The organism is Pseudomonas sp. FFPRI_1 (genome assembly GCF_055384485.1).
The window spans coordinates 4,941,725-4,962,257 of the sequence record NZ_AP029168.1 but is presented as its reverse complement, the minus strand read 5'-3'; the positions used below and the strand labels follow the sequence as shown (position 1 = coordinate 4,962,257).

The window sequence follows — 20,533 nt, the reverse complement described above, 5'->3', positions numbered from 1 at the left end:
TGCCGCCCCTGGGGGGCGGCAGCAAAAGGCGGCGAATGCTACGTGGCCTGGCGGTGTTTTGGAAGCTTGCCGCGCAGGCGGTGGATCAACCCACCAAGGCGATGTCCTGGGGTTTGGCCCAGTCCTCGATCAGCCGCTCTGGAGTGCAGCAGGTCTTGCGCTTGTAGACGAAGTTGCTGCATTTCTCGGCGAAGCCCTTGCGGTTCTGCACCATGTCCATGTGCATTTCCTCCAGCTCGGCATTGCGGCAGTGCTGCATCAGTTGCGGGTCGGCGTCCAGCTTGCGCTGGCGCAGGTGCTGGTAGCGCGGGTCGTTGAGCACAGCGTTGGCCCGCTGCAGCAGCCACAGGCTGAACTCTTCCGGGCAACGCGGGCCGATCTCCTGGACCATACCCATCTGCAGGGCCTGGAGGGCGCTGATGGGCAGGCAGGCTTCGGTCAGTTGCCGGGCCATGGCCTGGCCGACGGCGCGGGGCAGGCTGTAGGTCCAGTACTCGGAACCGTACAGGCCCATGCTCTTGTAATGGGGGTTGTACACGGTGTCGGCGCGGGCCAGGACGATGTCCGCCGCCAGGGCCAGCATCAGTCCGCCGGCGCCGGCGTTGCCGGTCAGGCCGCTGACCACCAGTTGCCGCGCGGTCAGCAGTTCCAGGCAGACGTCGTCGATGGCCTGGATATTGGCCCAGGCTTCCAGGCCGGGCTCTTCAGCGGCCTGGATCACGTTGAGGTGCACACCGTTGCTGAAGGCGCCGCGCCCGCCACGTACCAGCAGTACCTGGGTGTCCTGGGCCTTGGCCCAGCGCAGGGCCTCGACCAGGCGCTGGCACTGTTCGGTGCTCATGGCGCCGTTGTAGAACTCGAAAGTCAGTTCGCCGACCTTGCCCGACTCGCGATAGCGGATTGGCTGGTACGGTTCGCTACTGAACGGGCTGCTGGCCACCGACCATTCGAGGACCGGCACCTCGTTCAGGCGTTCGGCCAGTACGTGGCGGGCCGGACGCTTGAAGGTTTCCTCGCCGGGCTGGGGCTTGAGGCGTAGGGAGCCGATCCACAGGCTTTGATCGCCGCAGGCCACCAGCACCGCATCGTCGTGTACCGCCAGCAGTTGGCCGGGCATGCCGCTGCGTGAATCCAGGTGGGCGTCGTACACGTAGTACTGGCCGCCGGCGAGGCTGGCCAGGACCCCGGGCTGGCCGTCGGCGGCGTCGATGCTGCGCTTGATGAACTGAGCGCAGTCGTGCCAGCTGAAGGTGCGGTCGCACTGTTTCATGTTCGGTTGCAGGCGGCCGAGTACGGAAGGCTTGTCGTAGTCCAGGGGCTCGGGGGTGTAGCCGTTGCGGAATTTCTCCACCACGTCGCGGATGCAATGGATCGCGGCGTCGCTCACCAGGCCGTTGTACAGCTCGGACTTGCGCAGGCCGGTCGGCAGGTTGAATTCATGGGTGGACCAGATCGGCCCAGCGTCCATTTCTTCCACCGCCTGCAGTGCGGTGACGCCCCAGCGCTTGAGTTCCTTGCTGATGGCCCAGTCCAGGGCGCTGGCGCCGCGGTCGCCGACGATGCCCGGGTGGATGATCACCACTGGACGCTTGGGGTTGCTCCACAGCTGCTGGGGGACCCGGTCCTTGAGGAAGGGGCAGATCACCAGGTCGGCCTTGGCGTCCTCGATCTGCTGGCAGACCTCCTCTTCGCTGGTGAACAACACGACGCTGGGGCGGTGCCCGGCGTGGCGCAGGTCGAGCCAGGCGCGTTGGGTCAGGCCGTTGAAGGCGGTGGACAGCAGGATGATCTTCAGTGATCGCATAATGCAGACTCTTCCGTGAGTGATGGCGGTATGGCAGGTGGCTCCGGCTGAGCCTTCCCTGGCCGCGATGGAAGGCGCAAGAGTAGAGGGGCGTTGCGGAGGGGGAACTGACCGAGATCAATCAAGCGTCTCGCCTGAAATGCCAGCTGCCCAGCGGTATTGATTCAGGGCAAAGGCACGGGCCAGAGCGGTTGCGCCAGCCAGAAACGACGAATCCCGCCACAGGGGCGGGATTCGGGTACAGCCGGACCTTGCGCGGTCTTAGGCTGGGAACAGCTCGCTCAGTTTCATCGCCAGCATCATGTCGCCTTCGGCGCGCAGCTTGCCGCCCATGAAGGCCTGCATGCCGTCGGTTTCGCCGCTGACGATACCGTCCAGGGTTTCGCCGTCCATCACCAGGGTGACCTGGGCGTCTGGGTTCTCGCCTTCCTTGAGTTCGCAGGTGCTGTCCTTGACGACCAGCGAGAAGTGCTTGGAGTCATCGATGCGGAAACCGAAAACCAGGTCCAGGCCGGCAGCGGCAGCTGGGTTGAACTTGGCTTGCATGGCTTGTACGGCGTCAGCTACGGAGGTCATGGTTCGATCCTTTTATGGGGTGGTTACAGCAAGGGTCACAGTAAGCCGGGCTCAACGGAAAGTGATGAGCTCCGGGGCCTTCAACAGTTGCAGATGGGCATGACCGTTGAAGGAAGCCAGGGACACCTCGCGCCCGCGAAATTTCAGCAGGTTGAGCGAGGTGTTGACGATTTGCCAATTCAGTTCGAACGCCTGTTCGGCCGGCATTCGGGTAATCAGGTGGAGCAGGGCGGTGATGGTGCCGCCAGAGGTGAACACGGCGATCTTCTGCTGGTTGTTGGCGGCTTCGAGAATCCGCTGCAGGCCGCCCTGGACCCGCTCGACGAAGCCCAGCCAGCTTTCCAGGCCTGGCGGATCGTAGGTGCCGGCCAGCCAGCGCTGGATGATCAGGGCGAAGATGCGCTGGAACTCGGCGCGGTTCTGCGCGGCATTGCGCAGGATATTCACGGCATCGGGTTCTTGCGCCAGCAGGTCGGGCAGCAGGGCGCGGATGACGGCATCGGCGTCGAACTCATTGAAGGCCGTGTCGATTTCCAGCTGCGGGCTGGGGGCCCCGGCGGCGCTCATCTGCTCCAGGGCGGCTTGCGCGGTGTGTTGCTGGCGGCGCAGGTCGCCGGACAGGCAGCGATCGAAGCTCAGGCCCAGCTCGGCCAGGTGCTCGCCAAGCAGCGCCGCCTGGCGTACGCCAGTGGCCGACAGCACGTCGTAGTCGTCTGCACCGAAGGAGGCCTGGCCATGTCGAATCAAGTAGATGCTGCCCACGTCCGCGTCATCCCGGTACGTTGAAAGTTTTGCGAGGTTATGAGGATGCCGGGAAGCTGTCAATGAAAAAACATACGCTTGTTTGAAATGATTGTTGGAGCTTGGTTACACAAGGTTTCCCGACTGGTGGCCGACCGGTCACGCCGGTATGCTTGAGCCCATTACGCCGCTCGTTGGCAGCGGTCCATGTTTGAGGAGTCCCTGTGGAGTTTATCGCCGAATACGCCAGTTTCCTGGCCAAGACTGTGACCCTGGTGGTCGCCATCCTGGTGGTGCTGATCACCGCCGCTGCGCTGCGCAGCAAGGGCCGGCGCAAGGGTGTGGGGCAGTTGCAGGTCAGCAAGCTGAATGATTTCTACAAGGACCTGCGCGAGCGCCTGGAGCAGAGCCTGCTGGACAAGGATCAGCTCAAGGCCCTGCGCAAGGCCAAGAGCAAGGCCGAAAAGAGCCAGAAGAAGCAGAAGAAACAACCGGCCGAGGTCAAGCCACGGGTCTTCGTGCTGGACTTCAATGGCGACATCAAGGCCTCGGCCACCGAAGGCCTGCGCCACGAAATCACTGCCCTGCTGAGCCTGGCCACGCCCAAGGATGAAGTGGTGCTGCGTCTGGAGAGCGGTGGCGGCATGGTCCACAGCTACGGGTTGGCCTCGTCGCAGCTGGCGCGTATCCGCCAGGCCGGAGTGCCGCTGACGGTGTGCATCGACAAGGTGGCGGCCAGCGGCGGCTACATGATGGCTTGCATCGGCGAAAAGATTATCAGCGCGCCGTTCGCCATCCTCGGCTCCATTGGCGTGGTGGCCCAGTTGCCCAACGTCAACCGCCTGCTGAAGAAGCACGACATCGATTTCGAGGTGCTCACCGCTGGTGAGTACAAGCGCACCCTGACGGTGTTTGGCGAAAACACCGAGAAGGGCCGGGAGAAGTTCCAGGAAGACCTGGACGTCACCCATCAGCTGTTCAAGAACTTCGTCTCCCGCTATCGCCCGCAACTGGCCATTGATGAAGTGGCCACCGGTGAAGTCTGGCTGGGGGTGGCGGCGCAGGAAAAGCTGCTGGTGGACGAGTTGCAGACCAGTGACGAATACCTGGCGGACAAGGCCAGGAACGCTGAGGTCTTCCACCTGCACTATGCCGAGCGCAAGAGCCTGCAGGAGCGGGTAGGGCTGGCGGCCAGCGGTTCCATCGACCGCGTGCTGCTGACCTGGTGGAGTCGCCTGACCCAGCAGCGCTTCTGGTAACCCCGCGGGCTTTGTAGGAGCTGGCTTGCCAGCGAATGAGGTCGCAAGGTTTGTACAAGGTTCGAAGGCCCCTTCGCCGGCAAGCCGGCTCCTACGAAGAGTGCGTCGTTTGTGGGCCTGAGCTGTAGGAGCTGGCTTGCCAGCGAAGGCGGTCGCAAGGTTTGTGCAAGGTTCGAGGGCCGCTTCGCCGGCAAGCCGGCTCCTACGGAGAGTGCGTGTTTGTGGGGCTGTGCTGTAGGAGCTGGCTTGCCAGCGAAGGCGGTCGCAAGGTTTGTGCAAGGTTCGAAGGCCCCTTCGCCGGCAAGCCGGCTCCTACGGGGAGTGCGTCGTTTGTGGGCCTGTGCTGTAGGAGCTGGCTTGCCAGCGAAGGCGGTCGCAAGGCTTGTACAAGGTTCGAAGGCCCCTTCGCCGGCAAGCCGGCTCCTACGGTCGGTCGGAGGCAGAGGCGGATACAAAAAAGCCCTGAAGCGGTTTCCCGCTTCAGGGCTTTTTGTTGGCACCAGGGTTTAGCGACGACGGAACAGCGGCAGCGGTTCGTCGGTGGCGGCCTGGTAGGTCACCGAGAAGTCCTTGAGGCTTTCCAGGGCTTCGTAGGGGTCCTTGTCGGCCCGCAGCGCGTAGGCATCGAAGCCGCAGCGGTGCAGGTAGAACAACTGGTCGCGCAGTACGTCGCCAATGGCTCGCAACTCGCCCTTGTAGCCGTAGCGGTCACGCAGCAGGCGGGCGTTGGAGTAGTTGCGGCCATCGGTGAAGGCCGGGAAGTTCAGGGCTATCACCTGGAACTGCTCGACGTCGTCACCGATTTCTTCGGCTTCTTCGTCCGCATCCAGCCACACGCCGAGGCCGCCATCGCGGGCCTTGAGGGCATGAGCGTGCTCGCGCCACAGGGCCAGCGGCACGATCAGGTCGTCGCAGTTGGAGATGCCGTCGAGGGTCGCGTCCTTGGGCAGCAGGTGCCAGGTTTCGTCGATGACCTCGTTGTTCTTAATGATTCGCTGCATAGACGCGCTCCTTGAAGAGGTCGATGCCAATACGTTGATAGGTGTCGATGAAGCGTTCGTCTTCGGTACGTTGTTCCACGTACACGTCGATCAGCTTCGAAATCACGTCGGGCATGGCTTCCTGGGCGAAGGACGGGCCGAGGATCTTGCCCAGGCTGGCGTCGCGGCTGGCGCTGCCACCCAGGGACACCTGGTAGAACTCCTCGCCTTTCTTGTCGACCCCGAGGATGCCGATGTGGCCCACGTGGTGGTGACCGCAGGCGTTCATGCAACCGGAGATGTTCAGGTCCAGCTCGCCGATGTCGAACAGGTAGTCCAGGTCGTCGAAACGGCGCTGGATGGATTCGGCAATCGGGATCGACTTGGCGTTGGCCAGGGAGCAGAAGTCGCCGCCCGGGCAGCAGATGATGTCGGTCAAAAGGCCGATGTTCGGCGTGGCGAAGCCGTTTTCCCGCAACTCGCCCCACAGGGTGAACAGTTGGCTCTGCTCGACGTCGGCGAGGATGATGTTCTGCTCGTGGGAGGTGCGCAGCTGGCCGAAGCTGTAACGGTCGGCCAGGTCGGCGATGGCGTCGAACTGCTTGTCGGTGACGTCCCCCGGCGCTACGCCAGTGGGCTTGAGCGACAGGGTCACGGCTACATAGCCCGGCTTCTTGTGGGCCAGGGTGTTGCGCACGCGCCAACGGGCGAAGCCCGGGTGCTCTTTGTCCAGGGCCGCGAGTTCTGCGTCCTGGCTGGGCAGGGTCTTGTAGTCCGGGTCGACGAAGTGCTTGGCCACCCGGTGCACTTCGGCATCGGTGAGGGTGGTCTGGCCACCCCGCAGGTGGGCCATTTCCGCCTCGACCTTCTCGGCGAACACTTCGGGGGTCAGGGCCTTGACCAGGATCTTGATCCGCGCCTTGTACTTGTTGTCGCGACGGCCATAGCGGTTGTAGACCCGCAGGATGGCGTCGAGGTAGCTCAACAGGTCCCGCCACGGCAGGAACTCGTTGATGAACGCGCCGACCACCGGGGTACGGCCCAGGCCGCCACCCACCAAGACCCGGAAGCCCAGCTCGCCGGCGGCGTTGTACACCGGCTCCAGGCCGATGTCATGGACTTCGATGGCCGCGCGGTCGGAGGTCGAGCCATTGATGGCGATCTTGAACTTGCGCGGCAGGTAGGCGAATTCAGGGTGGAAGGTGGTCCATTGACGGACGATCTCGCACCACGGACGCGGGTCGATCAACTCGTCGGCAGCGACACCGGCGAACTGGTCGGTGGTGACGTTGCGCAGGCAGTTGCCGCTGGTCTGGATGGCGTGCATCTGCACGGTGGCCAGCTCGGCGAGGATGTCCGGGATGTCTTCCAGGGCCGGCCAGTTGAACTGCACGTTCTGCCGGGTACTGATGTGGGCGTAGCCCTTGTCATAGTCGCGGGCGATCTTGGCCATCATCCGCGCCTGGCGCGAGGTCAGTTGGCCGTAAGGCACGGCGACCCGCAGCATCGGGGCAAAACGTTGGATATAGAGGCCATTCTGCAGGCGCAGGGGGCGGAATTCTTCTTCGCTCAGCTCGCCTGCCAGATAGCGTCGGGTCTGATCACGGAACTGCTTGACGCGGTCCTCGATGATCCGCTGATCGTACTCGTCGTATACGTACATATAGGTCCAGTTCTCAGGCTACAGGTGGCGCACAAGCGGCACTTGGCAAATACTGCGGTGAACGTCTTCTACGCGGTGCCTGGGCCTGATCGACCCGGCTTGGCTGCCGGTTTCACCTCGTCCTGCCTTCGTTTTCGCTCAACGCCACCCATGTCAGCAAATCTGCGCGCACGGCCGCGCACTCCGATCGGAGCCGCCGAACGATACCAGCTTGCGGTTATGCGCAAAAGTGAAGTTTTAGTATATGCAAAGAACCAAAACGACTAACGGTAGGGGGTTGTGAGTACCCACATTTGTGATGGGGGCAATCCTGGGCTTAACTGTGGGCGTGTCTTTAGAGCAGTCACCGAAAAATCCAATTAGAGGCGATGCTATGACTCATCCAACCAAAGTGAGGAAAAGCGACAGCAGTGTTGATGCTTGGGCCATTCTCTTTCTGATCATACTGGTCGTGGGTACGGCCGTGTTTTGGGTCAGCCACCAGTAGTTAAGTGAATAAAAGAGCCTGGATTGTCGGACAATCATGACAATTTGCCGTCATTGGCCAGTATTTTGCCCGTTATACTGCCTGGGTTAATTCTGGGGCTCTTCTCGTCATGTTCAAGGTGCTGTGCAGGTGTGTGTTTTGGCTGAGTCTGCCGTTCTGGACGGTGGCTCAGGCGACATCGGTGGTGTTTCTCAATCCCGGCAACTCGACGGAAACCTTCTGGGTCAGCTACTCGCACTTCATGCAGGCCGCCGCCCGCAGCCTGGACATGGACTTGAGCATTCTCTATGCCGAGCGTGACCCGCAAAAGACCCTGGAGCAGGCTCGCGAGCTGTTCCAGAGCGCGCAGAAGCCCGATTACCTGATCCTGGTGAACGAGCAGTACATCGCGCCGCAAATCCTGCGTTTGTCCCAAGGCTCCGGAATCAAGCTGTTTATCGTCAACAGCCCCTTGACCCTGGATCAGCGCGAATTGATCGGCCAAAGCCAGCACATCTATGCCGAGTGGTTCGCCAGCATGGTGGGCGATGACGAGGAGGCCGGCTACCAGATGCTCAAGGAGCTGCTGCGCAAGCACGGCCCTGTGCCCGAAGGCCAGACCCTCGATCTGCTGGCGTTCTCCGGCCTCAAGGTCACGCCCTCGGCGCAACTGCGCGAGCAGGGCCTGCACCGGGCCCTGGCCGAGCACCCCGAGGTGCATTTGCGCCAACTGGTCTATGGCGAGTGGAACCGCGAGCGAGCCTACCGGCAGGCGGAACAGTTGCTCCGGCGCTATCCGCAAACACAGCTGATCTGGTCGGCCAACGATGAAATGGCCCTGGGGGCGATGGAGGCTGCCCGGGAGGTGGGGCGCAAGCCGGGCGTGGATCTGCTTTTCAGCGGAGTCAACAGTTCGCCGGAGGCCTTGCGGGCGTTTATCGACGGGCAATTGTCAGTGCTGGTGGCCGGGCACTTCACCCTCGGCGGCTGGGCCATGGTGGTGATTCACGATGATGCCCTGGGGCTGGATGCTCGGCGTTTGGGCGGTCCGAACTGGCAGTTGTCGCTGTTCCAGGCACTGACCCGTACCCAGGCTCAGCAATTGCTGGAAAAGGGTGATCAGATCGGGGCCCGGTTCGATTTTCGCGGGCTGTCCGCCCAAGGCAAGCCGGACAGCTACCGTTATCCCTTCGGATTGCAGCTACTGCTGCGATAACGCCGGTTCAGACTCCCGCCAGGTGCATCGCCAGCTTGGCAATGCCCAGCAGCACCAGGACGAAGAGGGTGGTGAACAGGATGCCCAGCACAATGAAGTGGCTGGGCTTGCCGTGGCTGAAGTCGCGGGCGCGGTTCTTCCCGCTCTGTACGCCGAAGGCGGCGGCCAGCACGCTTTGCAACATCTGCAGGAAGGTCGGAGGCTGATTGTCCTTGCTTGGATCGTCCATAAATCCCTCGACACGGTGGAGTGTCAACAGAGCATAGACAATGCCGCCGCTGATGGCGGGCTAGTGTCGGAGCTGGCTTGCCAGCGAAGAAGCCTCGATCGAGGACCGCCTTCGCCGGCAAGCCGGCTCCTGCAGAACCCGGGTCAGTTGTCGTAACCCAGGTTCGGTGCCAGCCAGCGCTCGCTCACGGCCAGGTCCTGGCCCTTGCGCGCGGTGTAGCTCTGCACCTGGTCCTGGTCGACCTTGCCCACGGCGAAGTACTGCGCTTGGGGGTGGGCGAAGTACCAGCCGCTGACCGCCGCCGCCGGGAACATGGCGAAGTGCTCGGTGAGGAACACGCCGCTGCGGCCGGCACGGCCTTCGGATGCCTCGGGGTCGAGCAGGGCGAACAGGGTGCTCTTCTCGGTGTGATCGGGGCAGGCCGGGTAGCCCGGGGCCGGGCGGATGCCGCTGTACTGCTCCTTGATCAGCGCCTCGTTGTCCAGCTCTTCGTCCTTGGCATAACCCCAATAGTCTTTGCGCACCTGCTGGTGCAGCCACTCGGCGCAGGCCTCGGCCAGGCGGTCGGCCAGGGCCTTGACCATGATCGAGTTGTAGTCGTCGCCGGCGTCCTGGTAGGCCTTGGCCACTTCTTCGGCGCCGATCCCGGCGGTGGTGATGAAGCCGCCAACGTAGTCGGTGATGCCGCTGTCCTTGGGCGCGACGAAGTCCGCCAGGGAGAAGTTCGGCTTGCCGTCGGTCTTGATGATCTGCTGGCGCAGGTGATGCAGGCGCGCCAGTGGCTGGCCGTCGTCACCATAGACTTCCAGGTCGTCGTCCTGCACCTGGTTGGCCGGCCAGAAGCCGAACACCGCGCGGGCGCTGATCAGCTTCTCGTCGATCAGCTTGTCGAGCATCTCCCGGGCGTCCTTGTACAGCGCGGTAGCGGCTTCGCCCACCACTTCGTCGTCGAGGATGCGCGGGAACTTGCCGGCCAGGTCCCAGGAGATGAAGAACGGCGTCCAGTCGATGTACTCGGCCAGTACCTTGAGGTCGATATTGTCCAGTACCCGAGCGCCGGTGAAGGTCGGCTTGACCGGCTGGTAGCTGCTCCAGTCGAACTGCGGCTTCTTGGCGATGGCCGCGGCGTAGCTCAGGCGCTCGGTGCGGGCGCTGCGGTTGGCGGTGCGCTCGCGCACCTCGACGTATTCCTCGCGGGTCTTGTCGACGAAGCCGGCCTTGAGTTCCTTGGACAGCAGCTGGGTGGCCACGCCCACGGCGCGCGAGGCGTCGGTCACATAGACCACCGCATCATTGCTGTACTTGGGCTCGATCTTCACCGCGGTGTGGGCCTTGGAGGTGGTGGCACCACCGATCATCAGCGGCAGGTGGAAATCCTGGCGCTGCATTTCCCGGGCGACATGGACCATCTCGTCCAGGGACGGGGTGATCAGCCCGGACAGGCCGATGATGTCGCACTTCTGCTCCTTGGCCACCTGGAGGATCTTCTCCGCCGGCACCATGACCCCGAGGTCGACGATGTCATAGCCGTTGCAGCCGAGCACCACGCCGACGATGTTCTTGCCGATGTCGTGCACGTCGCCCTTGACCGTGGCCATGAGGATCTTGCCCTTGGCTTCCGGCTTGTCGCCTTTCTCCAGTTCGATGAAGGGGATCAGGTGAGCCACCGCCTGCTTCATCACCCGGGCGGATTTCACCACCTGGGGCAGGAACATCTTGCCCGCGCCGAACAGGTCGCCGACCACGTTCATGCCGGACATCAGCGGGCCTTCGATCACTTCGATCGGGCGGCTGAAGCTCTGGCGCGATTCTTCGGTGTCTTCGACGATGTGGGTGGTGATGCCCTTGACCAAGGCATGCTCCAGGCGCTTGTTGACTTCCCAGCTGCGCCATTCCTCGGTTTCCGCTTCCTTGACGCTGCCGTCGCCCTTGAACTGGTCGGCGATGGCCAGCAGCGCATCGGTGCCGTTCGGCGTGCGGTTGAGCACCACGTCTTCCACCGCATCACGCAGCTGCTGCGGGATCTGATCATAGATCTCCAGCTGGCCGGCGTTGACGATGCCCATGGTCAGGCCGTTGCGGATCGCATACAGCAGGAACACCGAGTGGATCGCCTCGCGCACCGGGTTGTTGCCGCGGAACGAGAACGACACGTTGGACACGCCACCGGAGCTCAGGGCGTAGGGCAGCTCGTCGCGGATGTAGGCGCAGGCGTTGATGAAATCAACCGCGTAGTTGTTGTGTTCCTCGATGCCGGTGGCCACGGCGAAGATGTTCGGGTCGAAGATGATGTCTTCCGGCGGGAAGCCCACTTCGTTGACCAGGATGTCGTAGGAGCGCTTGCAGATTTCCTTCTTGCGCGCCTCGGTGTCGGCCTGGCCGACCTCGTCGAAGGCCATCACCACCACGGCGGCGCCGTAGCGCTTGCACAGCTTGGCGTGGTGGATGAACTGCTCGACGCCTTCCTTCATGCTGATGGAGTTGACGATGCCCTTGCCCTGGATGCATTTGAGGCCGGCTTCGATCACTTCCCATTTGGAGGAGTCGATCATGATCGGCACCCGGGAGATGTCCGGTTCGCCGGCAATCAGGTTGAGGAAGGTGATCATCGCCTTCTTCGAATCCAGCATGCCCTCGTCCATGTTGATGTCGATCACCTGGGCGCCGGCTTCCACCTGCTGCAGGGCGACTTCCAGGGCCTCGGTGTAGTTGTCCTCGCGGATCAGCCGGGCGAATTTCGCCGAACCGGTGATGTTGGTCCGCTCGCCGACGTTCACGAACAGCGAGTTGCGATCGATGGTGAAGGGTTCCAGGCCCGACAGGCGGCAGGCCTTGGGGATCTCCGGGATCTGCCGCGGGGCGTAGCCGGCCACGGCCTTGGCGATGGCGCCGATGTGCCCCGGGGTGGTGCCACAGCAGCCGCCGACGATGTTGAGGAAGCCGCTCTGGGCGAACTCCTCGATGACCTTGGCGGTTTCTTCCGGCAGTTCGTCGTACTCGCCGAATTCGTTGGGCAGGCCGGCGTTGGGGTGGGCCGAGACGTGGGTGCTGGCCTTGTTCGACAGCTCTTCCAGGTAAGGGCGCAGTTCACGGGCGCCCAGGGCGCAGTTCAGGCCCACCGAGATCGGCTTGGCGTGGGCCACGGAGTTCCAGAAGGCTTCGGTGGTCTGCCCGGACAGGGTGCGGCCGGAGGCGTCGGTGATGGTCCCGGAAATCATGATCGGCAACTCGATGCCCAGTTCCTCGAACACGCCCTGTACGGCGAAGATCGCCGCCTTGGCGTTCAAGGTGTCGAAGATGGTCTCGATCAGGATCAGGTCGGCGCCGCCCTCGATCAGGCCCTTGGTGGCCTCGGTGTAGTTTTCCACCAGTTCATCGAAGGTGACGTTGCGGTAGCCGGGGTTGTTGACGTCCGGCGACAGCGAGCAGGTGCGGCTGGTCGGGCCCAGGACGCCGGCGACGAAACGTGGTTTGTCCGGGTTCTCCTGGGTCTTGGCGTCGGCCACCTTGCGTGCCAGTCGTGCGCCCTCTACGTTTAATTCGTAGGCCAGTTCTTCCATGCCGTAATCGGCCATGGAAATGCGCGTGGCGTTGAAGGTGTTGGTTTCCAGGATGTCGGCGCCGGCATCGAGATAGGCTTTTTCGATGCCACCGATCACGTCCGGACGGGTGATCACCAACAGGTCGTTGTTGCCCTTGACGTCGCTGGGCCAGTCGGCGAAACGCTTGCCACGGTAGTCCTGTTCTTCGAGCTTGTAGCTCTGGATCATGGTGCCCATGCCGCCATCGAGAATCAGGATGCGCTCTTTGAGGGCTTGTTGAAGAGCATGGAGGCGAGCACTGCGATCAGACATGAGAACTACCCGGTAAGGCCATTACGAAGGGCGTGGATCATAGCAAACCTGCATGGTTTTGCAGCATGGCCGGTTTTTGCATGAATATCGCTCATGTTGGCCGGCGGGCCAGACCGGTAGAATCGCGGCGTTTTTCATTTTCGGGACCAGGGACATGCCGTATCGTTTTGTCGTCAGCAGCGTGGTGCTGCTTTTCAGTTCACTGTGCATGGCGCAAGGTCCGGCGCCGGCGATTTCCTACACCCGTGATGTCCAGCCGATCTTTACCGAGAAGTGCGTGGCCTGCCATGCCTGCTACGACTCCGCCTGCCAGCTCAACCTGGGCAGTGGCGAGGGGGCTGCTCGCGGTGCCTCGAAGATCCCGGTGTACGACGGCGAACGCAGCAAGGCCCAGGCCCCCACGCGGCTGTTCTACGATGGATTCGGCAAGGCCGCCTGGCAGCGCCAGGGTTTCTATTCGGTACTCGATGCCCAGGGCAGCCAGGCCGCGCTGATGGCGCGGATGCTGGAGCTCGGGCACCGCACCCCGCTGCAACCCAACGCCAAGCTGCCCAGCGAGATCGTGCTGGGCCTGAATCGCGAGAACATGTGCGCCCAGCCTGCCGAGTTCGACGGTTACGCCAGCGCCCATCCCAAGGAAGGCATGCCCCTGGCGGTGACCGGCCTGACCGACCAGCAATACCAGACCTTGCAGCGCTGGCTGGCCTCGGGCGCGCCGATCGATGAGCAGGGCCTGGCCCCCAGCGCCCGTGAGGCGCTGCAGGTGAGCCAGTGGGAAAACCTGCTCAACGCCCCCGGCGCCCGGGAAAGCCTGGTGGCGCGCTGGCTCTATGAGCACCTGTTCCTGGCTCACCTCTATTTCGAGGGGGGCGAGCCGGGCCACTTCTTCCAGTGGGTACGTTCGCGGACCCCCAGCGGCCAGCCGATCGACCTGATCAACACCCGTCGCCCCAACGACGATCCGGGCACCCAGGTCTACTACCGCCTGTGGCCGGTGCAAGGGGTGATCGTGCACAAGACCCACATCACCTACCCGCTGAGCGCGGCGAAGATGGCCCGGGTCAAGACCCTGTTCTACAGCGGCGACTGGCAGGTCACTGCGTTGCCGGGCTACGGCCCGGGTCGCCGGGCCAACCCGTTCGAGACCTTCGAGGCGATCCCGGCCAAGGCCCGCTACCAGTTCATGCTGGATAACGCGGAATACTTCGTGCGCACCTTTATCCGCGGCCCGGTGTGCCGCGGGCAGATCGCTACCGACGTGATCCGCGACAACTTCTGGGCATTGTTCCAGGCGCCGGAACACGACCTCTACATCACTGATCCGGCGTATCGCGGCCAGGCCACGCCGCTGCTGGCCATGCCTGGGCAGAACGACGATGTCGGCAGCGTGCTGGGCCTGTGGTTGTCCTACCGCGACAAGCGCAACGAGTACGAGGTCCTGCGCCGTGACTCCTATGCCGATGCTCCAGCGCCCAGTTGGTCGACCCTGTGGGCCGGCAACGACAACGCGCTGCTGAGCATTTTCCGTCACTTCGACAGTGCCTCGGTGACCAAGGGCCTGATCGGTGAAGTGCCGCAGACGATGTGGCTGTTCGACTACCCGCTGCTGGAGCGCACCTACTATCAATTGGCGGTGAACTTCGACGTGTTCGGCAACGTCTCGCACCAGGCCCAGACCCGGCTGTACTTCGACCTGATCCGCAATGGCGCGGAGCAGAACTTCCTGCGCCTGATGCCCGCCGGCACCCGCGAGGATTTCCTCGACGATTGGTACCAGAACAGCGGCAAGTTCAAGATGTGGCTGGATTACGAGTCCATCGACGACGACAAGCGCAGCGCTCTCAAGCTTGACCTCAAGGACCCGAAAAAGGATTTCGCCAACCAGTTGTTGGCCCGCTATGGCGACCTCAACGCCAAGCCGGACCCGATCAACCGCTGTGACAGCGCCTACTGCTCGCGACCCAATATCGACCCGGCGCTGCAGGATGCCGAACAGGCCCTGAGCCGCCTGGCGTCGCGTCCGGCAGCGGGGCTCAAGGTCATCGACCAGTTACCGGAAACGACCTTGCTGCGGATCCAGACCCTGAGCGGCAAGCGCGAGTTCTACAGCATGATGCGCAACCGCGCCCACAGTAACGTGGCCTTCATGCTCGGCGAATCCTTGCGCTACCAGCCAGGCCTGGACACCCTGACCATTTACCCGGGTATTCTCAGCAGCTACCCGAACTTCATGTTCAACGTTCCGGCCGAGCAGGTGCCGGATTTTGTCCAGGCCATGCAGCAAGCCCGCGATGGCGCGAGTTTCGAGAAAGTGGTGGAGCGCTGGGGCATTCGTCGCAGTCACCCGCAGTTCTGGCAGTACTTTCACGATCAGACCCGCTATCTGCAGGAAACCGATCCGATAGAAGCGGGTGTCCTGGACATGAACCGCTACGAAAACCTCTGATAGACCGTCGTTGTCCGCCCACGGGCCGCTGCTGGCGGGGTCGTGGGCGGCCCCTACCAAGGTCTATCCCGACAAAAATACTAGGACTTTGTCAGCGGCGTCGATTGGCGTAAACTGCGCCCACGTCTGCGAGGAACCACCATGAGCGCCATAACCATTACCGACGCCGCCCACGATTATCTGGCTGATCTGCTATCCAAGCAGAACACCCCGGGGATTGGCATCCGCATTTTCATCACCCAGCCAGGGACTCAGTACGCCGAGACCTGCATCGCCTACTGCAAGCCGGGCGAAGAGAAACCCGAAGACAAGGCCCTGGGCCTGAAGAGTTTCACCGCCTACATCGACGCCTTCAGCGAAGGTTTCCTCGATGATGCGGTGGTCGACTACGCCACCGATCGCATGGGCGGCCAATTGACCATCAAGGCGCCCAACGCCAAGGTGCCGATGGTCAATGCCGACAGCCCGATCAACGAGCGGATCAACTACTACCTGCAAACCGAGATCAACCCGGGCCTGGCCAGCCATGGCGGCCAGGTCAGCCTGATCGAGGTGGTGGAGGATGGCATTGCCGTCCTGCAGTTCGGCGGTGGTTGCCAGGGTTGCGGCCAGGCCGATGTGACCCTGAAGGAAGGCATCGAGCGCACCTTGCTTGAGCGCATCCCCGAGCTCAAGGGCGTTCGTGACGTCACTGACCACACGCAGAAAGAAAACGCCTACTACTAAGGCGTTCGCTGCGACTTGAAAAAACGGCGCCCCGTGAGCGCCGTTTTTTTATGCCGCAAGCCGGCGAATAGGCCCTGAGCCTTGCACCGATACCGAAGACGCCTTCGCTGGCAAGCCAGCTCCTACAAGGTGTCAGGCACGGCAATGATGGGAGGCGCCCAACCTCGTAGGAGCCGGCTTGCCGGCGAATAGGCCCTTGAGCCTTGCACCGATACCGAGAACGCCTTCGCTGGTAAGCCAGCTCCTACAAAGCGTCCAGCGCGGCAATGAAGGGAGGCCCCCAACCTCGTAGGAGCCGGCTTGCCGGCGAATGGGCCCTCGAGCCCTGCACCGATACCGAGAACGCCTTCGCTGGCAAGCCAGCTCCTACAAGGTGTCAGGCACGGCAATGATGGGCGGCACCCAACCTCGTAGGAGCCGGCTTGCCGGCGAATAGGCCCTTGAGCCCTGCACCGATACCGAAGACGCCTTCGCTGGCAAGCCAGCTCCTACAAAGCGTCCAGCGCGGCAATGATGGGAGGCGCGCAACCTCGTAGGAGCCGGCTTGCCGGCGAATGGGCCCTCGAGCCTTGCACCGATACCGAGGATGCCTTCGTTGGCAAGCCAGCTCCTACGGGTGGGCAGGTGGGCTCAGGGGCGGTAGAGGTGGGCGTGCCCGGCGCGGTACAGCGAGGATTCGCTGAATGCATCGGTGGCCAGCACCCGGCCCACCAGGATCAGTGCCGTGCGCCGGAAGCCCTTGGCCGCCACCTGATCGACGATGTCCGCCAGGGTTCCCAGGGCCCAGTCCTGATCCGGCCAGGTGGCGCGGTGCACCACGGCAATCGGGCAGTCGGCGCCGTAGTGCGGCAGCAGTTCGGCGACGATCTTCGGTAGGTGATTGACCCCCAGGTGGATCGCCATGGTCGCGCCATGGGCCGCCAGGCTGGCGAACTCCTCGCCGGCCGGCATCGCGGTCTTGTCGGCATAGCGGGTGAGAATCACGCTCTGGGACACGTCCGGCAGGGTCAGTTCGGCCCCCAGCAACGCGGCGCAGGCGGCGGTGGCGGTGACCCCGGGGATGATCTCGAAGGCAATGCCCAGCTCCCGCAGGCAGCGGATCTGCTCGCCGATGGCGCCGTACAGGCTCGGGTCGCCGGAATGCACCCGGGCCACATCCTGGCCCTGGTCATGGGCTTGCTTGATCACTTCGATGATCTGTTCCAAGTGCAGTTCGGCGCTGTTGACCAGCCGTTCGGCGTGATGCCCTTCAAGCACCGCCTGGGGCACCAGGGAGCCGGCGTAGATGATCACCGGGCAACGCTGGATCAGGCGCAGGCCCTTGACGGTGATCAATTCGGGGTCGCCGGGACCGGCACCGATGAAGTAGACAGTCATGGCTGTTTCCTGTGAAAAAAAGGCGGTAGCGCCGCTTCAGATGAAGATTGCTCATGATCGAGGGCGGGGATTATCGGCGATTCTACCGGCAGGCGGCCAATGCCAGGGTGGCCTGGGCGTATTTCTGGCGGGGCACCCAGAGCCTGGCGGGCTGCTGATGCAGGTGCTCGGCCAGGGCCAGGGCAGCGCTTTCGGCCACGCCGTAGCAGCCGGTACGCTCGAAGGCGATCTGCGAGCGATGGCTCAGGCGCAGGGCGTAGGGGGCGAGTTGACTGCTGCTGAAACAGGTCAGCGGCAGTTCCAGTTGCTCCGCCAGTTGCAGCAGGCCGGGCTCGTTGCGCTTGAGGTCGATGCTGGCCAGGGCCAAGACCTGCGCGGTCTGCAACTGGTGTGCCGCCAGGACCTGGTCGAGCAAGGCGCGCAGCGTGGTCACCGGGCAGCCTTTCTGGCAACCCAGGCCGACCACCAGGGTCGGCGCTGCGCTTGAATCACTCATGCCGAGTACGGGGCCGCACCCTTGCGCCGGAACAGCCAGGCGCTGATCAGCCCCAGGGCCAGCCAGAACGCGGCATTGGTCAGTTGCGAGGCGATCTTGAACTGCGCTTCCAGGGCTTCGGGAGCCAGCATGGAGTGCACTTCCGGCTGTGGCGCGCCGATCACATGAGGGACGGCGATGATGGCCGCACCCAGGATCTTCAGCAGCCAGTTCTGGGCGAACACGATCAGCGCGATGCCCACGGCGGTGGAGGCGGCGGTGCCGACCCACCAGACCTGGCGCTGCACCAGATCGGCGGCCGCGGTGCCCGGCAATTCCGGTGGCAGCCCCAGGGTGGGCGCCAGGCAGAAGGTGGCGTAGCCGGCCAGGCCCCAGAGCAGCCCCTGGGAGGTGCGGTTAGGTGCGCGCAGGGTGTAGAGCCCGGCCAGCATCAGGGCAAAACCCACTGCCACCACCAGGTTGCCGCCGGTGGTGGACAGCACGCGCTGCCAGCCGTCTTCCGGTTCCCAGGCTTCGGCGTCGTGGCTATGCCCGGCCATGGCGCCCTCGGCGTGTTCATGGACTTCGGCCGCGGGGGCCTTTTCATAGGTTTCCGCCTGGAGGATCAACGGGGCGACCCAGAAGCTTTGCAGCAGGGTCAGCAGCAGGGCGGCCAGCAGCCCGGTGAAACCTGCGGTTTGCGCGATACGCTTGATCATCTCGGCAGGCCTCAGTGGCAAGGGAACGCGGCGCTGTGGCGGGTATCGTGGGCAGCGTTGTGCACCGCTTCGATATGGGAGAAACCGGCGAAGTACACCAGGCACGCGCCCAGGATCGAGGCACCGATGGCGGCCACCAGGCGCTGGCTCAGGGTGGAGGTGCTGGTGGTGGTATGGCTGGTGCTGCTGATGATCGACATGGCGCTTCCCTTTGGAGTGTCGGCGGGGAGCGGCGCAGGAAAACCCCGCGTGACGGCCACGCAGGGTTTGCAACAGCGCCCGCCCACCGCGGGTTTGTTATCTGTGTGTTGCGGGCCGGTCTCCGGGCTTGCGAGGGGCAGGGCAGTGTCATGCCGTGCCGGCAAGTGTCGCCTTCCCATGCCTTGGCACAGTGGATTCGACACTTCGCTCGCTTACCGTTGCGGGGGCAGCACCGGACTGGTCACGACTTTGTAGTAAAGCACGTGATTCACCGGTTTCCCGTTTCACCCTGTGAAGGGCACCCGTAACAAGGCGCGTAGCAAATCATGGGCGGGGCAGGGGCGTCAATTGCCATGAACGCAGGCGCAGGTGCCGGCTGGTCGGCGCATTGCCGATTGACCGTCTCCCGCGCTCTGCGTAGCCTTGCGCCTTCGAGGTTCTTCGGCCAGGGGTCGAAGCTAAGAAGGGAACGCGGTCGATGCCGCGGCTGCCCCCGCAACTGTGAAGGGTTTGATTGCTGCAAGGCCACTGCACGAGCGTCGACGACGCCGGCGGGAAGGCGCAGCAAGCGCCGGTGCCAACGACCGGCCAGCCCTCAGCCAGGAGACCTGCCTCGATCCAAGATTCTCACTACAACCGGGCGGGGTGATCCGGTGGCGAAATCTCCGTGCGCCTGGCGCTGCGGCTCTCGTCCCGTTTGCCCACCTGCTTTGCCAAAAGGGCATCCGATGAAAACACTGGCCAAACTCCCTGTCACCATCGTCACCGGCTTCCTTGGCTCGGGCAAGACCACCTTGCTGCGGCACATGCTGGACAACGCCCAGGGCCGGCGCATTGCAGTGATCGTCAACGAATTCGGCGAGCTGGGCATCGACGGCGAGATCCTCAAGCAGTGCTCCATCGGCTGCACCGAGGAAGAGGCCAGCGGCCGGGTCTACGAGCTGGCCAACGGCTGCCTGTGCTGCACCGTGCAGGAAGAGTTCTTCCCGGTGATGCGTGAACTGGTGGCGCGCCGTGGCGACCTGGACCACATCCTCATCGAAACCTCCGGCCTGGCCCTGCCCAAGCCCCTGGTCCAGGCCTTCCAGTGGCCGGAAATCCGCAGCGCCTGCACCGTCGACGCAGTGATCACTGTGGTCGACAGCCCGGCGGTGGCCGCCGGCACCTTCGCCGCCTTCCCCGACCAGGTGGACGCCCAGCGCAAGCTCGACCCCAACCTGGACCACGAATCGCCCCTGCATGAGCTGTTCGCCGACCAGCTGTCCAGCGCCGACCTGGTGATCCTCAACAAGACCGACCTGATCAGCCCCGAAGACCTGGCCAAGGTCCGCCTGGAAGTGGCCGAGGAGCTGCCGCCGGCGGTCAAGGTCATCGAAGCCAGCAGCGGGCGCCTGCCCCTGGACGTGCTGCTGGGCGTGGGAGCCGGCTCCGAGGAACACATCGACAGCCGCCACAGCCACCACGACCATCACCACGACGGCGATGACGATCACGACGACCATGATCACGATGCCTTCGACTCGATCTCCATCGAACTGCCGCAAGCCGATGAAAGCCTGCTGCTGGACGCCCTGACCCAGCTGGTGGTCAAGCACGGCATCCTGCGGGTCAAGGGGTTCGCTGCCATCCCCAACAAGCCGATGCGCCTGTTGATCCAGGGCGTGGGCACCCGTTTCGACAAGCACTTCGACCGCAAGTGGGGCGCCGATGAGGCCCGCACCACGCGCCTGGTGCTGATCGGCCAGGAACTGGACGCCGCCCAGCTGGAAGCCCAGCTGCGCGCTGCCCTCAGCGTCTAAGC

The 20,533-nt window shown here is 63.6% G+C and carries 16 protein-coding genes and 2 riboswitches; of the genes, 5 read left to right on the top strand and 11 right to left on the bottom strand.

Annotated features, from left to right (window positions below; translation table 11 throughout):
• Positions 1 to 85: 85 nt before the first annotated feature.
• The 3 genes from ACZ5BO_RS21925 to ACZ5BO_RS21915 form a co-directional block, all read right to left on the bottom strand.
• The gene (locus tag ACZ5BO_RS21925) at positions 86 to 1,804 is read right to left on the bottom strand and encodes a hydrogenase maturation protein (protein WP_025130381.1); all 1,719 of its coding nucleotides are present in this window, start codon (positions 1,802 to 1,804) and stop codon (positions 86 to 88) included.
• Positions 1,805 to 2,065: 261 nt separating this feature from the next.
• The gene (locus ACZ5BO_RS21920) at positions 2,066 to 2,380 is read right to left on the bottom strand and encodes an SCP2 sterol-binding domain-containing protein (RefSeq protein WP_011061945.1); all 315 of its coding nucleotides are present in this window, start codon (positions 2,378 to 2,380) and stop codon (positions 2,066 to 2,068) included.
• 51 nt (positions 2,381 to 2,431) lie between these two features.
• Positions 2,432 to 3,142 carry a histidine phosphatase family protein gene (locus ACZ5BO_RS21915; RefSeq protein WP_025130382.1) on the bottom strand — a complete coding sequence of 237 codons (711 nt, stop codon included), beginning with the start codon at positions 3,140 to 3,142 and terminating at the stop codon, positions 2,432 to 2,434.
• Positions 3,143 to 3,345: 203 nt separating this feature from the next.
• Between ACZ5BO_RS21915 and sohB the strand changes: the two genes are divergently transcribed.
• A complete protein-coding gene (gene sohB, locus ACZ5BO_RS21910; protein ID WP_464696452.1) occupies positions 3,346 to 4,380 on the top strand; it encodes a protease SohB in 1,035 nt (344 codons plus the stop codon).
• Between the two features lie 506 nt (positions 4,381 to 4,886).
• Here the strand turns inward: sohB and ACZ5BO_RS21905 are convergent.
• Together ACZ5BO_RS21905 and ACZ5BO_RS21900 are read right to left on the bottom strand one after the other, a co-directional pair.
• Positions 4,887 to 5,381, bottom strand: a complete 495-nt coding sequence (locus ACZ5BO_RS21905) for a DUF934 domain-containing protein (RefSeq protein ID WP_011061942.1) — start codon at positions 5,379 to 5,381, stop codon at positions 4,887 to 4,889.
• Positions 5,365 to 7,023, bottom strand: coding sequence for a nitrite/sulfite reductase (locus ACZ5BO_RS21900; protein WP_025130384.1), 1,659 nt, complete (start codon positions 7,021 to 7,023; stop codon positions 5,365 to 5,367). Before ACZ5BO_RS21900 ends, ACZ5BO_RS21905 begins: the two co-directional genes overlap by 17 nt.
• Positions 7,024 to 7,619: 596 nt before the next feature.
• Here ACZ5BO_RS21900 and ACZ5BO_RS21895 point away from each other — a divergent pair.
• Positions 7,620 to 8,705 (top strand): ABC transporter substrate-binding protein, encoded by a 1,086-nt coding sequence (locus tag ACZ5BO_RS21895; RefSeq protein ID WP_464696451.1) that lies wholly within the window; start codon positions 7,620 to 7,622, stop codon positions 8,703 to 8,705.
• A 7-nt stretch (positions 8,706 to 8,712) separates the two neighbouring features.
• Here the strand turns inward: ACZ5BO_RS21895 and ACZ5BO_RS21890 are convergent, their stop codons facing one another.
• On the bottom strand, positions 8,713 to 8,934 hold the full coding sequence (locus tag ACZ5BO_RS21890; RefSeq protein ID WP_025130386.1) for a DUF2970 domain-containing protein: 222 nt from the start codon (positions 8,932 to 8,934) through the stop codon (positions 8,713 to 8,715).
• Between the two features lie 143 nt (positions 8,935 to 9,077).
• Positions 9,078 to 12,788 (bottom strand): methionine synthase, encoded by a 3,711-nt coding sequence (metH, locus tag ACZ5BO_RS21885; protein WP_025130387.1) that lies wholly within the window; start codon positions 12,786 to 12,788, stop codon positions 9,078 to 9,080.
• Positions 12,789 to 12,942: 154 nt separating this feature from the next.
• Between metH and ACZ5BO_RS21880 the strand changes: the two genes are divergently transcribed.
• Together ACZ5BO_RS21880 and nfuA are read left to right on the top strand one after the other, a co-directional pair.
• Positions 12,943 to 15,234, top strand: coding sequence for a fatty acid cis/trans isomerase (locus ACZ5BO_RS21880; protein WP_464696450.1), 2,292 nt, complete (start codon positions 12,943 to 12,945; stop codon positions 15,232 to 15,234).
• A 141-nt stretch (positions 15,235 to 15,375) separates the two neighbouring features.
• Positions 15,376 to 15,960 (top strand): Fe-S biogenesis protein NfuA, encoded by a 585-nt coding sequence (gene nfuA / locus ACZ5BO_RS21875; RefSeq protein WP_025130389.1) that lies wholly within the window; start codon positions 15,376 to 15,378, stop codon positions 15,958 to 15,960.
• Positions 15,961 to 16,590: 630 nt separating this feature from the next.
• Here nfuA and cobM read toward each other — a convergent pair.
• From cobM to ACZ5BO_RS21855, 4 genes are all read right to left on the bottom strand, one after another.
• Entirely contained in the window at positions 16,591 to 17,337 is a 747-nt protein-coding gene (gene cobM / locus ACZ5BO_RS21870) for a precorrin-4 C(11)-methyltransferase (RefSeq protein ID WP_464696449.1), read from the bottom strand.
• A gap of 82 nt (positions 17,338 to 17,419) precedes the next feature.
• Positions 17,420 to 17,833, bottom strand: a complete 414-nt coding sequence (locus ACZ5BO_RS21865) for a cobalamin biosynthesis protein (RefSeq protein ID WP_025130391.1) — start codon at positions 17,831 to 17,833, stop codon at positions 17,420 to 17,422.
• Entirely contained in the window at positions 17,830 to 18,531 is a 702-nt protein-coding gene (locus ACZ5BO_RS21860) for a CbtA family protein (RefSeq protein WP_464696448.1), read from the bottom strand. The genes ACZ5BO_RS21865 and ACZ5BO_RS21860 overlap by 4 nt, the downstream gene beginning before the upstream one ends.
• 11 nt (positions 18,532 to 18,542) lie before the next feature.
• Complete coding sequence (locus tag ACZ5BO_RS21855; protein ID WP_025130393.1) at positions 18,543 to 18,731, bottom strand: CbtB domain-containing protein; 189 nt, start codon at positions 18,729 to 18,731, stop codon at positions 18,543 to 18,545.
• A 96-nt stretch (positions 18,732 to 18,827) separates the two neighbouring features.
• A riboswitch (cobalamin riboswitch) is annotated at positions 18,828 to 19,053 on the bottom strand.
• Positions 19,054 to 19,149: 96 nt separating this feature from the next.
• Positions 19,150 to 19,362, top strand: a riboswitch (cobalamin riboswitch).
• A 98-nt stretch (positions 19,363 to 19,460) separates the two neighbouring features.
• Between ACZ5BO_RS21855 and cobW the strand changes: the two genes are divergently transcribed.
• Positions 19,461 to 20,531 carry a cobalamin biosynthesis protein CobW gene (gene cobW / locus ACZ5BO_RS21850; protein ID WP_025130394.1) on the top strand — a complete coding sequence of 357 codons (1,071 nt, stop codon included), beginning with the start codon at positions 19,461 to 19,463 and terminating at the stop codon, positions 20,529 to 20,531.
• Positions 20,532 to 20,533: the final 2 nt, after the last annotated feature.